Raw genomic sequence first — 15107 nt, 5'->3', positions numbered from 1 at the left:
TTGTCCGTCGCTTCCCCCTTCTTGAGGGGGCTGGCGCCTTGGCACGCTGGTCTTGTTTGGAAATCAGTTCAAGTTCGGTAAGGCTTTTTGCAGCAAAGCAGGGTCTTTCAGAACGCCGGCAGCGGCAGCGATGTCCGGCGCCAGCCAGCGATCCTGGTCATAGGCAGGAACGCGCTCGCGCAGCAGACGCCAAGCGGCATCGGTGCCCGCGCCGAAGCGTTGTTCTTTCAAGAATTCAAACGCCTGGGCCGCCAACAGGTACTCGATGGCGAGGATCTGCGTGCAGTTTTCCAGGGCGCGATGCAGCTTCAGCGCCGCGTTGGTGCCCAGGCTCAGGTGATCTTCCTGCAGGCCCGACGTCACGTAGTTATCCAGCACCGCCGGTTGCGCCAGCTGGCGGTTTTCCGCACACAGGGACGCGGCCACGTATTGCACGATCATCATCCCGGAGTTCACCCCCGGGTTGGCCACCAGGAACGCCGGCAAGCCGCTGACGTGCGGGTTGATCAAGCGGTCCAGGCGACGTTCGGCAATCGAGCCGATTTCCGCCATGGCAATCGCCAGCAGGTCCGCGGCCATTGCCACGGACTGGCCGTGGGGGTTGGCCTGGGACACCACGCGGTAGTTGTCCGCTGTGCCCAGCACCAGCGGGTTGTCGGTGGCGCTGTTGAGTTCGGTTTCGATCTGTTTGGTCGCGTGTACCAATTGATCGCGCGCGGCGCCGTGAACCTGTGGGATCGAGCGAATGCTCAGGGCATCCTGGGTGCGAATGCCTTTGCTCTGGGCGATCACTTCACTGCCGTCGAGCAAGGCGCGCAGGTTGATCCCGACCTGTTGCATGCCAGGGTGCGGCTTGAGCGCGATGATCTCGGCATCGAACGCGTCGATCTGCCCGCGCTGGGCTTCGAAGCTCATGGCGCCGATCACGTCGGCCCATTCCAGCAGGCGCGTAGCGTCGGCAATGGCCAGGCAGCTCAGGCCGGTCATGCACGGCGTGCCGTTGACCAGGCACAAACCGTCCTTGGCGCCGAGCTTGACCGGTTGCAGGCCTTCTTCGGCCAGCGCCTGTTGCGCGGCAACGATCTGCCCGCGATAGCTGACATTGCCCACGCCCAGCAGCGCGATGCCGATGTGGGCCATATGGGTCAGGTAACCCACGGAGCCCTGGGACGGCACCTGAGGGGTGATGCCCCGGTTGAGCAGCGCCAGCAGCGCTTCGACGACCTGACGGTGCAGGCCGGATTTGCCGTGGCTGTAGTTGACGATGGCGGCACACATGATCGAACGGGTCTGCTCGTCGGCCAGTGGTGCACCCACGCCGCAGGCGTGGCTGAGCAAGGTATTGCGCGACAATTGGCTGAGTTGCTCATCCTGCAGCGAGACGTTGCACAGCGCGCCCAGGCCGGTGTTGATGCCGTAGGCGCGTTCGCCGCTGGTGACGATGCGCTGGACGATGGCCTGGGCGTTTTCGATACGCGCCCAGATCGGCGCCGACAGCTCAAGCTGCGCGCCATGACGAGCGACGGCGACCACATCCTGCCAGGTGACCTGCGCTTGGGTGATAACGATTTTTTCAGCCTGGGACATCTTCAACCTCTGCGTACAACCTGAATATTGATACAGCTTCACTGACGCCTTCGCGGGCAAGCCCGCTCCCACAGGGTTTTGTGAACACCGGAGATCCACTGTGGGAGCGGGCTTGCCCGCGAAGGGGCCCGCCCAGCCACCACAAACCTCTTAAACCACCGCCGCCCGACGCTGCACAAAGCGGTCGACATACTCATCCGCCGGCGAGTGCAGGATCTCTCTCGGCGTACCCACCTGGATCAGGCGGCCGTCCTTGAGGATCGCGATGCGATTGCCGATGCGCACGGCCTCGTCAAGGTCGTGGGTGATGAAGACGATGGTCTTGTGCAGGGTCTTTTGCAGTTCCAGCAGCTGGTCCTGCATCTCCGCACGAATCAGCGGATCGAGGGCACTGAAGGCTTCGTCCATCAGGATGATGTCGGTGTCCGCCGCCAGGGCGCGGGCCAGGCCCACACGCTGGCGCATACCGCCGGAAAGCTGATGCGGGTATTTGTTTTCGTAACCCTTGAGGCCCACGGTGTTGATCCAGTGCAGCGCACGCTCGGCGCACATGGCTTTGCTTTCGCCACGGATTTTCAGGCCGTAGGCGACGTTGTCCAGCACGCTCTTGTGCGGCAACAGGCCGAAGCTCTGGAACACCATGCTGATCTTGCGCCGGCGAAATTCGCGCAGGGCTTCCATGTCGTATTGCAGGATGTCCACGCCGTCCACCAGGATCGCACCGCTGGTCGGGTCGATCAGGCGGTTGAAGTGGCGTACCAGGGTCGACTTGCCGGATCCCGACAGGCCCATGATCACGAAGATCTCGCCGCTGCCGATGCTCAGCGACAGGTCGTTCACGCCGACCACGCAGCCGGTTTCGGCCAGCACCTGATCCTTGGTCTTGCCCTGGCCGACCATGGCCAGCGCGTCCTTGGAACGGTTGCCGAAAATCTTGAAGACGTTTTTGACTTCGATCTTGCTCACGGTTGCGTTGTTCATTTGCTCACCTCATGCCGTGCGCGACCATACGCCTGTGTAATGCGGTCGATCACCACAGCCAGAATCACGATCGCCAGACCGGCTTCGAGGCCACGTCCGACGTTGAGGGTCTGAATCCCCACCAGCACGTCTTCACCCAGGCCACGGGCACCGATCATCGAGGCGATCACGACCATCGACAGAGCCATCATGGTGGTCTGGTTGATGCCCGCCATGATGCTCGGCAGGGCCAGCGGCAGTTGCACGCCGAACAGTTGCTGCCAGCGGTTGGCACCGAAGGCGTTGATCGCTTCCATCACTTCGCCGTCGACCTGGCGAATGCCCAGATCGGTCAGGCGGATCAGCGGCGGCGCGGCGTAGATCACGGTGGCGAAAATCGCCGGGACCTTGCCTAGGCCAAACAGCATCAGCACCGGGATCAGGTACACGAAGCTCGGCATGGTCTGCATGATGTCCAGCAAGGGCATCAGCACCGAACGCAGGCGATTGCTGCGCGCCGAGAGAATGCCCAGCGGTATGCCGATCAACACCGAAATGATCGTCGCCACCATCATCAGCGCCAGGGTCTGCATCAGCTTGTCCCAGAGGCCGACCGCACCCACCAGGAACAGCAGGCCGACGATCACTGACGTGGTCACGACTTTACGGGTCGCGTGCCAGGCCACGCCCGCCACGATCGCCAGCATCAGCCACCAGGGCGCTGCACGCAGCAGGCTTTCAAGATTGACGATGGCCCACAACAGCGTATCGGAGATGTGCCGGAACACGTCGCCGTAGTTGGTGACCAGCGAATCGACCCAACCGTTGACCCAGTCGGCGATGGAAAAGGTAAAGCTTTCGGGAAACATAAGAGACTCTCAATCAAGGGGTTGCGATCAAGCGTCCGACTGCCGTTGCCGGCAGTCGGAGAAGCCCAACCTACAAGGCCGCGTCGATTTTCTTGGCTGCGTCTTCGCTCACCCACGCGTGCCAGACTTCAGGATGTTCCTTCAAGAAGATCTTGGCCAGTTTTGGCGACTCGATCCGCTCTTTGGTCATGCGTCCCAGGTTCTGGTTCAGCAGGTCGATCGGCACGTTGACCTTTTCCAGCACGGCCACCAGTTCCGGGGCTTCGTCGTGGAAGGTCTTGGACAGGCCGACCTTGATGGTCACCGTCTTGTTCACGCCTGGTTTCTCTTCGAGTTTCACCACGTCGACCTGGCCCATCAGCGGCGTTGGCGACCAGTAGTAGAACAGGATCGGCTCGCCACGCTTGTAGCTCGACAGCACGGCGGCATCCAGCGCCGGGCCGGTGCCTGGGCGGAAGTTGGTGTAGGTGCTTTCCAGGCCGTAGCTCTTGAGCATTTCGCTGTTGTCGAGCTCACAGGTCCAGCCGGCCGGGCAGTTGTAGAAACGGCCCTTGGATGGCTCTTCGGCGTCCTTGAAAACGGCCGAGTACTTGGCCAGGTCGGCGATATTCTTCAGGTCCGGCGCCTTGGCTTCCAGCTTGCGCTTGGCGTCGCCTTCGATCACGTAGCGCGGCACGTACCAGCCTTCGATCGCACCCACCACCGGCGCACCGACACCGACGACCTTGCCGGCCTTCTCAGCCTTGTTCCAGACTTCGCTACGGCCGACCCATTCTTCGGCAAACACTTGAATATCGTTGCTGCTCAGGGCGTTTTCCATGGTGATGGAGTTGCCCGGCAGGCTGTCGGTCTTGCAGTCGTAGCCTTTCTCCAACACGACTTGCATCACGTCGGTCAGGAGCATGGCGCTTTCCCAGTTCAAACCGGCGAATTTCACCGGTTTGCCCGACTCGCACCAACCCGCCGCCTGAGTGGCGCCAGCGCTGGCCAGCAGGCCCATGGAAAGCAATGTGGTCAGCAGGGTCTTGTTCGATTTCATTGTTTTGACGCTCCTAATCATGAATTGGCTTACGGCAGTCAAGAGGCATCCAGCCCTGTCCACGTCCAATCAGGCCTGCGCCGCAGCGCGACCGACATTCAGCTTTTGTTCGGTGACCGCGTCCTGCTCGACCGGCAGGATCAAACGATCAGGCACTGTGCCGTGCCATTTTTTCGCACACAGGTAATACAGGGCTGCGGGAATCACCAGACCGATGATCCAGGAAATATCCACATCACCCAGGGCCGCCACCAGCGGACCGGTATAGAACTTGGTGGAGATGAACGGCAGCTGCACCAACACGCCAAACACATAGACGCTGATACCGAGAAGGTTCCAACGACCGTAGCGACCGTTCGGATCGCCCAGCGCCGGCACGTCATAGCGCTCGCGAGTGATGCAGTAGTAGTCCACCAGGTTGATCGCACTCCATGGCGTGAAGAACGCCAGCAGGAACAGGATGAAGGACTTGAATGCACCGAGGAACGAGTGCTGGCCGAGCAACGCCATCAGGGTTGCAGCACCGACGATGACCAGCACGAAGACCAGACGCTGCAAGCGCGTGACTTTCAGGTCTCCACGGAAACCGCTGATGATGGTCGCGATGCACATGAAGCTGCCGTAGGAGTTCAGCGTGGAAATGGTGACCTTGCCGAACGCGATGCTGAAGTACAGCAGCGCAGCGGTGGCACCGGTCCCGCCCAGACCCACGATGTACGCCACTTCGTGGCCGGCGAATTGCCCGTTGGCCGAAGCGGCAGCAAACACGCCGAGGACCATCGCCACCTGTGCACCAATGACCGAACCTGCGCCTGCGGCAAAAAAGGTTTTCACCGAGGAAATCTTGCTCGGCAGGTAGCGAGAATAGTCAGCCACATAAGGGCCGAAGGCGATCTGCCAGGACGCCGCGAGCGACACCGCGAGCAAGAAACTGCTCCAGCTGAAGTGGCGGATCTGCAACAGAGCGCCAACATCAACCTGGCTGATCAGACGGCTGAACAGATAAACAAAGGCAATCACGCCAATGACACTGGCAACACGACCGATCCAATGGATCACCCGATAACCGAGCACCGTGACCAGCACGATGACACTGGCGAAAAGGAGGATACCGACGGTGTCGCTGACCCCAAACAACTGGCCCAGCGCCTGGCCGGATAACACGGTTCCCGTTGCGGTGAAGCCCAGGTACATCAAGCAGACCAGCACGATCGGGATGGCCGCGCCGTACACGCCGAACTGTACCCGGCTGGAAATCATCTGCGGCAGGCCAAGCTTGGGGCCTTGCGCCGCATGCAGCGCCATCACGCCGCCACCGAGCAATTGCCCGATCAGCAGGCCGATCAGCGACCAGAACACATCACCGCCCAGCACCACGGCGAGCGCCCCGGTGACAATTGCGGTGATTTGCAGGTTGGCACCCATCCACAGGGTGAACTGGCTAAACAGACGACCGTGTCTTTCCGCTTCCGGGATGTAGTCGATCGAGCGTTTCTCGATCAACGGTTTGTTACTTGCACGTTCGTCAGTGACAGCCATGGTTCAACCTCTATGGATTGTTCTGATTATTCGTTGAGTTGATGTGTGGCTGCTCTTCTGTGGGAGCGAGCTTGCTCGCGATAGTGGTTTGTCAGTCAACAAAGATGTTGAATGTGCCGGCCTCATCGCGAGCAAGCTCGCTCCCACATAAAGCAGTACAGCGTTACTTGCCGGTAATCATCGGCAGGTTCAGCCCTTGCTCCTTGGCGCAGTCGATGGCGATCTGGTAACCGGCATCGGCGTGACGCATAACGCCAGTGGCCGGGTCGTTGTGCAGCACGCGAGCGATACGCTCGGCCGCTTCGTCAGTACCGTCGCAGACGATCACCATGCCCGAGTGCTGGGAGAAGCCCATGCCGACGCCGCCGCCGTGGTGCAGGGACACCCAGGTCGCGCCGCTCGCGGTGTTGAGCAGGGCGTTGAGCAGTGGCCAGTCGGACACGGCGTCGGAACCGTCTTGCATCGATTCGGTTTCGCGGTTCGGGCTCGATACCGAGCCGGAGTCCAGGTGGTCGCGGCCGATCACGATTGGCGCGGACAGCTCACCGCTACGTACCATTTCGTTGAACGCCAGACCCAGCTTGGCACGCAGGCCCAGGCCAACCCAGCAGATACGTGCTGGCAGGCCCTGGAAGCTGATGCGCTCGCGCGCCATGTCCAGCCAGTTGTGCAGGTGGGCATCGTCCGGGATCAGCTCTTTTACTTTAGCGTCGGTCTTGTAGATGTCTTCAGCGTTGCCCGACAGCGCCGCCCAACGGAACGGGCCGATACCGCGGCAGAACAGCGGACGGATGTAGGCCGGTACGAAGCCTGGGAAGTCGAATGCGTTTTCCACGCCTTCTTCCTGGGCCATCTGACGGATGTTGTTGCCGTAGTCGAAGGTCGGCACGCCCATTTTCTGGAAGTCCAGCATCGCTTTGACGTGCACGGCCATCGATTGCTTGGCGGCCTTGATCACCGCGGCAGGTTCAGTCTTGGCGCGAGCGCGATACTGGTCCCAGGTCCAGCCGGCCGGCAGGTAACCGTTGAGCGGGTCGTGGGCGCTGGTCTGGTCGGTGACCATGTCCGGACGCACACCGCGCTTGACCAGTTCCGGCAGGATTTCAGCCGCGTTACCCAGCAGCGCGATGGAGATCGCCTTGCCTTCTTTGGTGTATTTGTCGATACGCGCCAGCGCGTCGTCGAGGTCTTTGGCTTGCTCATCGACATAGCGGCTTTTCAGACGGAAATCGATGCTGACCTGCTGGCATTCGATGTTCAGCGAGCAGGCACCAGCCAGTGTCGCGGCCAGAGGCTGGGCACCGCCCATGCCGCCCAGACCAGCGGTCAGGACCCACTTGCCCTTGAGGTTGTCGTTGTAGTGCTGGCGACCGGCTTCGACGAAGGTTTCGTAGGTGCCCTGGACGATGCCCTGGCTGCCGATGTAGATCCAGCTGCCGGCGGTCATCTGGCCGTACATGGCCAGGCCTTTGGCGTCCAGTTCGTTGAAGTGTTCCCAGCTCGCCCAGTGCGGCACCAGGTTGGAGTTGGCGATCAGTACGCGCGGGGCGTTGGCGTGAGTCTTGAACACGCCGACCGGCTTGCCGGATTGCACCAGCAGGGTCTCGTCGTCGTTCAGGTTGGTCAGGCTTTCGACAATCTTGTCGTAGCATTCCCAGTTACGGGCAGCGCGACCGATACCACCGTAAACCACCAGCTCCTTAGGGTTCTCGGCAACTTCCGGGTCGAGGTTGTTCATCAGCATGCGCAGCGGCGCTTCGGTCAGCCAGCTCTTGGCGGTCAGCTTGTTACCGCGTGCGGCACGGATTTCAACGTCACGAAACTTAGTAGGTTTAATGTCAGTCACGAAAAAGACTCCTCAGCAATCAATCCAAACCAACCCAGGCAGTGGGCGAGCAAGCCAATGGGCATCAGTGCACACCAGCGAATCAGTGGACGATGGTTGAGTCCTCGTGACTCATACGCATACGTCTTTACTTGTACATACAAGCATATGCAATCAGGCGGCCAACTTATTGGATGAGCATTCAAGAAAAATCATGAAACGGCTGGAGAGCGCCTGGAACAAGGGTTCCGGGGAAGATGAAATTTTTCTGAGGGGATTTTTGTAGCGAGGGGGTTTTGTTACTTGAGCGTGGTTTTGCGCCATGCTGGGGCGTTCGGTAACACCTGATACCCAATTAAGCGCATTCCAGAAACACCCTACAACATCATCAGAAACATCCGACTCCACCTCCATCAATCCTCGCCGACTTCACGAGCAAGCCCCCTGATGTCACTTCTGCGAGGAACCCGTAATGAAACAGTGGAAAGTTCAAACCCACCTGCTCCTGCTTGCCGGCATTCTCCTGAGCAGCCTGACCGGCATCGGCGCACTCGGCCTGTACGGCATGCGCGCTACGGTCCAGGGACTGGAGACGGTTTACCTGGACCGGGTCATTCCGCAACAGGACCTGAAGAAAATCTCCGAGCTGTATTCAGTCCGGATCGTCAACGCTATCCACAAGGCCCGCGATGGCATCCTCAGTGGCGTCGACGCAGCGCAGCAGATACGACAAGCGATGCTTGAAATCGAACCGCTCTGGCGCACCTACCTCTCGACTCGCCTGGTTGATGAAGAGGTGCGACTGATCAACGAAATCACACCGCTGATGCAGGCGACCAAAGTACCGCTCCAGCGTTTGCAGGCGGTCTTGAACCGCAACAACGCCGCCAGTCAGAGCCTGGAGCAGTTCGCCACACACCAGCTTTACCCCTTGATCGACCCGCTGACCTCACTGCTCTCGCAGCTGACGGATGCTCAACTGAAAGAAGCTCGCCATCAGTTCGAGCACAGCCAGGCACTCTATGAGACCAATATGAGGCTGATGGCCGTGGTCCTGGCTCTGGCACTGTTGTTTGGCAGTCTTTATGCCCTGCTGTTCAGCGCCAGGCTGGCGCGATACCTGGGCGCCGAGCCTCACGAGCTGGCCAGTATCAGCACAAGGATTGCCCAGGGCAGGCTCGGCGATCCGGCGAACAGTAACGCGACGTCGACGGGTGTCATGCAATCGGTCGAGGCCATGCGACGCAGCCTGGCCAGCATGATCGGCAAGGTGCGCGAGGCCTCGCAGCATATCGAGTCCTCGACCCTGAACCTGAGCATCTCGTCTGAACAAGGCCTGAAACAGGCTGCCGAGCAAAATGGCGCGGCCTCCTCCATTGCCGCCGCCGCGGAACAGATGTCAGCCAACATTACACACATCGCCGAGAACGCCGCGCAGGCGCACGACACCACCCAAAAGGCCGAGCAGATCACCGCTTTCGGCATTGCCACCATGGAGCGCTCTATCCTCGAGATGCAGCAGATCGCCCAGCTGGTGACCCAGTCGTCGGATGAAATAGACCAATTGACCCTGCACTCCAACGCCATCGGGAAAATTGTCGGCATGATCCACAGCATTGCCGAACAGACCAATCTGCTCGCACTCAATGCTACCATCGAGGCGGCGCGGGCCGGTGAACAAGGACGCGGGTTTGCTGTGGTGGCTGACGAAGTGCGGGAACTGGCAACCCGCACGACCCGCTCTACCGCCGAGATTGTGGTGCTGGTGAGCACCATTCAAAGCGGCATGAGAAAGGCCAACAGCAGCATGAACACCGGGCGCGAGCGCGTACTTCAGGGCCAACAACTGATCGACAGCGCCGGCGCGTCGATGAATGACGTCAAGACCGCGCTCAACGCGTCACTCAATGCCGTCAGCCAGATCTCCAATGCCCTGCAGGAACAGCGTGAAGCCAGCGAAGACGTGGCGCGCAATGTGGAAAACGTGGCGCAGCGGGTCGAGGAAAATGTCGCGGCGCAACAGCAGGCGGTGCAAACCATCCAGGCACTCAAGCAGATGTCGAGTGAGCTGGAGGCGACCGTTCGAGGTTTTACCCTCGAACGGGAATGACCGGGATCAGTCGCGCGAGGTCAGTTCGATCACGCAGCACAGCCCATTGATGGCGACATCCAGTAATCCGGCATCAGCCTCCAATTGCAGGCAATCATGACGGCCCAATTGCTGGGCGTTGTTATCGACCGACACCTCAACCTGCTCACTCATGCTGAACACCAACACTGTGCCCGCCGAGCTGAAGAACCGCTGCTCGCCCGACAACCACTGCAACCGCGCGCTGTAACGCTGCGGCGCGTAAATCAGGTTGAAATCGCGAATCGGCCCACCGAGCAATGTGCAGGACACCTTGCTTTCACCACTGAAGGCAAACGGGTCCAGCGGTAACAGTGGCCGTGTGTTCTGGCCATCCACCGTCAGGGTCATGCCGTCGCCCTGCAAAACGGTGATCACTCGCTCATAACCGGCAAAAGTGGAAAAACCGCCCGATTCGCCAATGTCGGCAATCGACAGGCGCCAGCCAAAGCCATCCAGGCCGGTGCCGGCATCACGGGTGATTTCTTCGGTGCTGCCGCCGCCGTTTTTCCACGGCATGCGCGGGTAATCCACCGCACGTAAAACTTTCAGACTGCTCATTTATGGCTCTCTATTTATGAAACCGACCTTCCAGACGATGACGGGAACCAGGGTGGATCAAGCGAGCGGCGGTCACCGGCTGGCGACCGGACCAGGTGCGGCGACGGATCAGCAGGCACGGCTCGCCTTTTTCAATCTGTAGCAATTTGCATTCGGACGGCTCGGCCAGGATCGCCTCGACCACGTGCTCGCCTTCGGTCAGCGGCGCGACCTGGTTCAGATAGGCGTAGGGCGTTTGCAGGGTGAAGTCCTGCTTGAGGTAATCCGGCGCCACCAGCGCGTTGACGAAACGGTCTTCGATCTGCACCGGAATATCGTTCTCGAAATGCACGATCAGTGAATGGAACACCTTCTGCCCTTCGCGCATGTCCAGGGCCAGGGCGCGCTCGGAGCCGGCGGCCTCTTCTTCAAGGGTGATGACCTTGCAGGTGTGGCGATGACCGCGGGAGGCGATTTCGTCGGCGATGTTGTGCACTTCGAACAGGGCAGACTGGCTTTTCGGCTCGGCGACGAAGGTGCCGACGCCTTGCATGCGCACCAGCAGGCCATCGGCGGTCATCTCGCGCAGCGCGCGGTTGATGGTCATGCGGCTGAAGCCCAACTGGCTGACCAGTTCGCTTTCCGACGGAACGCGGTAGTGCGGCGGCCAGTTTCCACTGTCGATTTGCTGGGTGATCATTTGTTTGACGCGGGCGTACAAGGGCGCCGGACTGTCGCCCATGTTCGCGGCCAACGGAGAGACTGGAGGCGGAGTCGGCACGGTTAATCCTTGGTCGTTTAGTTGATGTCGCTAGCTTGCCGGAGTTTACCGGGCAGGCAAACGTCTGTATATGTATATACAAATAACACACGATGGGGTGCTGAACCATGTCCGCCTTCTTTGCCGAACGCGCGCTGCTGCCTAGTGGATGGGCCAACAATGTACGTCTTGAGGTCAGCGCCGATGGCGTATTGACCCATATCCAGGCCGATTCTCATGCAGATGGCGCCGAGCGGTTGAGCGGTCCGCTGCTGCCTGGCATGCCGAATCTGCACTCCCACGCCTTCCAGCGGGCCATGGCCGGGCTGGCGGAAGTGGCGGGCAATCCGAACGACAGTTTCTGGACCTGGCGCGACCTGATGTACCGCCTCGTCGGAAAAATCAGCCCGGAGCAACTCGGCGTCATCGCCCGTCAGCTGTACATCGAAATGCTCAAGGCCGGTTACACCTCGGTCGCGGAATTTCACTACGTGCATCACGACATCAGTGGCCAGCCTTACGCGGATCCGGCCGAACTGGCCCTGCGTATCAGCCAGGCTGCCCGTTCCGCGGGTATCGGCTTGACCCTGCTGCCGGTGCTCTACAGCCATTCCGGTTTCGGTGGCCAAGCGCCGAACGACGGTCAGCGCCGCTTCATCAACAGCACCGAAAATTACCTCAAGCTGCAATCGCGCCTGCAAACGGTCCTGGCGCAGCAACCGGCTCAATCCCTGGGATTGTGTTTCCACTCATTGCGCGCGGTCACGCCGCAGCAGATCAGTGAAGTGCTGGCAGCCAGCGACAAGCAGTGCCCGGTGCACATCCACATCGCCGAGCAGCAGAAAGAAGTCGACGACTGCCTGACCTGGAGTGGCCGTCGTCCGCTGCAATGGCTGTACGAAAACGTCGACGTCGATCAACGCTGGTGCCTGGTCCACGCGACTCACGCCAACCCGGAAGAAGTCACGTCGATGGCCAAGAGTCGCGCCATCGCCGGCCTGTGCCTGACCACCGAAGCCAACCTCGGCGACGGGATCTTCCCGGCGGTGGACTTCCTCGCCCAGGGCGGCCGCATGGGTATCGGTTCCGACAGCCATGTGTCACTGAGCGTGGTGGAAGAATTGCGCTGGCTGGAATACGGCCAGCGTCTACGCGACCAGCGGCGAAATCGCCTGTATGGCGCGGAGCAGCCGATGGTCGGGCGCACGCTGTTTGATGCCGCGCTGGATGGCGGCGCCCAGGCACTGGGCCAGCCGATTGGCGCCCTGGAAGTCGGCAAGCGCGCCGACTGGCTGGTGCTCGACGGCAACGATCCGTATCTGGCCACGGCCAGCGGCGACGGGATTCTCAACCGCTGGCTGTTTGCCGGTGGCGATCGTCAGGTGCGGGATGTGCTGGTCAACGGTCAGTGGGTAGTGCGCGATGGGCGCCATGCTGATGAAGAAGAAAGCAGCCGCGCCTTCACCCAGGTCCTGCGTGAATTGCTGGGCTGACATCAAACAAAAATGTGGGAGCGGGCTTGCTCGCGAAGGCGGACTGTCAGTCAACATCTCTGTTGAATGTGACACCCTCTTCGCGAGCAAGCCCGCTCCCACATTTGGATATGTGCTGACGGTTAGTTCGAGGTCTTGGCCATCTGCTGTTCCGACGCCCGCCAGATCAACCGGGTGGTGTCGTAACCCTGCTGACGCGCCCTGCTCAGCAGCTCCTCGCGCACCACTCCATTCACGGTCGGCGTGCGCGACAACAGCCACAGATACTTGCGGCTCGGGTCACCGACGATGGCGGTCTTGTAGTCATCGCTGACGTACAGCACCCAATAATCGCCCTTCGCCGTACCCGGGATCAGCCTGGAAAACCAGGTATCGAACTCGACCCGCAGCTTGTCGTTCTTGCCGGGCACCTCAGGATAAGCCGTGCCCTTGACCTCTTCCCATTGCCACTGCGCTGTCAGGCAGCGGTTCAATACCGCGACGTTGCCATCGGGTTTAAGCGTGTAATGGGCTTCGGATTGCGCACAGTCACGCTGGAAGTACATCGGCAGACGGGCCAGCTCATACCAGGTGCCCTGGTAGCGCTTGAGGTTGACGCTGTTGGCCGTCTTGGGCGCCAAAGGGTCCGGGCCAGACGTGGCACAGCCAGCCAACACCAGGCCGGCAAAAAGGATGATCAATAACCGCTTCATTATTTTTCTCCCGTGGGCGATCGCCCCGGTTTACTTCAGGCCTTGGCCGGAAAACATCAGCACTTTGTCACCGGCGAACTGCACGCTGATAAAGCTGTTCTTGTCGCCCCAGGTGCAACTGGACATGCCGAGCGCGCCTGAACAATCGGCGGGTTTGCCCAACAAGGTCTCCACATCGGCCTTGGCCATGCCGGCCGAGAGCTTCGAGTAGTTTTCCTGATTGACCTTGCTGCAGGCAGCGAGCAATACGCAGAATGAAAGCAGGGCGATGGAACGCAGCGACATGGTGAAACTCCGGGGGGCGTAGGGGATTGGCATGGCTGCCAAGCTGAAGCTTAGAAGAGAAAACCCCTGTCTGGTTCCCTGCCCGGCAGGCTATTTATCGGGCCACTCGTCTGCCTTTTGCCGAAAATCATTCACTTTCCTCGTTCACCGAGCATTTCGTCGTTTTTCAGGAAAATCCGCCTAATCTTTGGCGCCGTTCAGTCGACATAAATGCAACGCAATGCCACGTCGGTGGCATTTGCTCCCCCATTTTGTAGAACAGCCCCTCTGCGGTAGCTCATCCCATGACCAGAAACATGAAGTTCAGCCACAAGATCTTGCTGGCTGCCGCCCTCGTGGTGGCCGTCGCATTCGCTTGTTTCATCCTGTTCAACGACTATCGCCAGCGCGAAACCCTGCGCAACAGTACCGAAGCCTCGATGCAGGAGCTCGGCAGCCTGACCACCAGCAACATCCAGACCTGGCTGGAAAGTCGCATGCAGTTGCTGCAGTCGATGGCCCAACAGGTCAGCGCCGATGGCAATGCGCCCGCCAGTCTGAAACGGATCATCGACCTGCCCGCCTACACCGGCAACTTCCAGCTGAGCTACTTCGGTGGCGCCGATGGCGTGATGTTCTCGGTCCCGGCCGGCAACCGCGCGGCGGACTACGACCCACGCGCCCGCGGCTGGTACAAGGCGGCCAATAGCGCACAACAGACCATTGTCACCGAACCGTATATCGCTGCGTCCTCTGGCAAACTGGTGATCACCGTGGCCACCCCGGTAAAGCACCAGGGCCAGATGATCGGTGTCGCCGGCGCCGACATCGATCTGTCCAGCGTCAGCGCGATCATCAATTCGCTGAACTTCGGCGGTCACGGCCATGCGTTCATCGTCGGTGCCGACGGCAAGATCCTGATTCACCCGGACAGCAAGCTGGTGCTCAAGAACCTGGCCGAGGCCTATCCGAGCGACACGCCGAAAGTCAGCCCGGGCCTCAAAGAAGTCGAGATCGACGGCAAGCGCCAGTTCATCTCCTTCACCCACGTCAACGGCGTGCCATCGGCGGACTGGTACGTGGCACTGGTGCTCGACCAGGAAACGGCGTTCTCGATGCTCAGTGAATTCCGCACCTCGGCGATCATCGCCATGGTGATCGCCGTCGTGATCATCATCGCCCTGCTGGGCATGCTGATCAGCCTGCTGATGCAGCCGCTGCTGACCATGGGCCGCGCCATGCACGACATCGCCGAAGGCGAAGGTGACCTGACCAAACGCCTGACCATTCACGGTCACGACGAATTCGGCGCGCTGGGGCTGTCGTTCAACCGCTTCGTCGAACGCATTCACACCTCGATCATCGAAGTGGCCTCGGCCACAGGGCAGGTCAACGAAGTAGCGCTACGCGT

Annotated in this window: 12 protein-coding genes and 1 pseudogene; 3 read left to right on the top strand and 10 right to left on the bottom strand. The window is 60.5% G+C overall.

Annotated elements, in window-relative coordinates; all coding sequences use genetic code 11:
* Positions 1–63: 63 nt before the first annotated feature.
* The 6 genes from hutH to hutU form a co-directional block, all read right to left on the bottom strand.
* A complete protein-coding gene (gene hutH / locus BSF40_RS07160; protein WP_095964586.1) occupies positions 64–1587 on the bottom strand; it encodes a histidine ammonia-lyase in 1524 nt (507 codons plus the stop codon).
* Between the two features lie 150 nt (positions 1588–1737).
* Positions 1738–2568 (bottom strand): glycine betaine/L-proline ABC transporter ATP-binding protein, encoded by an 831-nt coding sequence (locus tag BSF40_RS07155; RefSeq protein WP_015093103.1) that lies wholly within the window; start codon positions 2566–2568, stop codon positions 1738–1740.
* Positions 2565–3416, bottom strand: a complete 852-nt coding sequence (locus BSF40_RS07150) for a proline/glycine betaine ABC transporter permease (protein WP_007975541.1) — start codon at positions 3414–3416, stop codon at positions 2565–2567. Before BSF40_RS07150 ends, BSF40_RS07155 begins: the two co-directional genes overlap by 4 nt.
* A gap of 70 nt (positions 3417–3486) precedes the next feature.
* On the bottom strand, positions 3487–4455 hold the full coding sequence (locus BSF40_RS07145) for an ABC transporter substrate-binding protein (RefSeq protein WP_095964585.1): 969 nt from the start codon (positions 4453–4455) through the stop codon (positions 3487–3489).
* A gap of 69 nt (positions 4456–4524) precedes the next feature.
* A complete protein-coding gene (locus tag BSF40_RS07140; RefSeq protein ID WP_095964584.1) occupies positions 4525–5994 on the bottom strand; it encodes a cytosine permease in 1470 nt (489 codons plus the stop codon).
* A 163-nt stretch (positions 5995–6157) separates the two neighbouring features.
* Complete coding sequence (gene hutU, locus BSF40_RS07135; RefSeq protein ID WP_095964583.1) at positions 6158–7840, bottom strand: urocanate hydratase; 1683 nt, start codon at positions 7838–7840, stop codon at positions 6158–6160.
* A gap of 451 nt (positions 7841–8291) precedes the next feature.
* Here hutU and BSF40_RS07130 point away from each other — a divergent pair, with 451 nt between their 5' ends.
* Positions 8292–9929: a methyl-accepting chemotaxis protein gene (locus tag BSF40_RS07130; protein ID WP_095964582.1), complete on the top strand. Its 1638-nt coding sequence runs from the start codon at positions 8292–8294 to the stop codon at positions 9927–9929.
* 6 nt (positions 9930–9935) lie between these two features.
* Here BSF40_RS07130 and BSF40_RS07125 read toward each other — a convergent pair whose 3' ends face one another.
* Together BSF40_RS07125 and hutC are read right to left on the bottom strand one after the other, a co-directional pair.
* The gene (locus BSF40_RS07125) at positions 9936–10508 is read right to left on the bottom strand and encodes a HutD family protein (RefSeq protein WP_095964581.1); all 573 of its coding nucleotides are present in this window, start codon (positions 10506–10508) and stop codon (positions 9936–9938) included.
* A gap of 10 nt (positions 10509–10518) precedes the next feature.
* Positions 10519–11229 carry a histidine utilization repressor gene (hutC, locus tag BSF40_RS07120; RefSeq protein WP_162135916.1) on the bottom strand — a complete coding sequence of 237 codons (711 nt, stop codon included), beginning with the start codon at positions 11227–11229 and terminating at the stop codon, positions 10519–10521.
* A 146-nt stretch (positions 11230–11375) separates the two neighbouring features.
* Here hutC and BSF40_RS07115 point away from each other — a divergent pair, with 146 nt between their 5' ends.
* The gene (locus BSF40_RS07115; RefSeq protein WP_095964580.1) at positions 11376–12740 is read left to right on the top strand and encodes a formimidoylglutamate deiminase; all 1365 of its coding nucleotides are present in this window, start codon (positions 11376–11378) and stop codon (positions 12738–12740) included.
* 122 nt (positions 12741–12862) lie between these two features.
* Here BSF40_RS07115 and BSF40_RS07110 read toward each other — a convergent pair whose 3' ends face one another.
* Together BSF40_RS07110 and BSF40_RS07105 are read right to left on the bottom strand one after the other, a co-directional pair.
* Positions 12863–13432, bottom strand: a complete 570-nt coding sequence (locus tag BSF40_RS07110; protein WP_095964579.1) for a lipocalin family protein — start codon at positions 13430–13432, stop codon at positions 12863–12865.
* Between the two features lie 30 nt (positions 13433–13462).
* Positions 13463–13717, bottom strand: coding sequence for a hypothetical protein (locus BSF40_RS07105; protein WP_007975531.1), 255 nt, complete (start codon positions 13715–13717; stop codon positions 13463–13465).
* 284 nt (positions 13718–14001) lie between these two features.
* On the opposite strand from BSF40_RS07105, the pseudogene BSF40_RS33445 reads away from it, so the two are divergent.
* A pseudogene (locus BSF40_RS33445) lies at positions 14002–15036 on the top strand (cache domain-containing protein); the annotation flags it as partial.
* Between the last annotated feature and the right edge of the window lie 71 nt (positions 15037–15107).

It is taken from the genome of Pseudomonas sp. ACN5 (assembly GCF_002303975.1).
Classification (GTDB): Bacteria; Pseudomonadota; Gammaproteobacteria; order Pseudomonadales; family Pseudomonadaceae; genus Aquipseudomonas; species Aquipseudomonas laurylsulfatiphila.
This window is presented reverse-complemented; position numbering and strand designations above follow the sequence as displayed.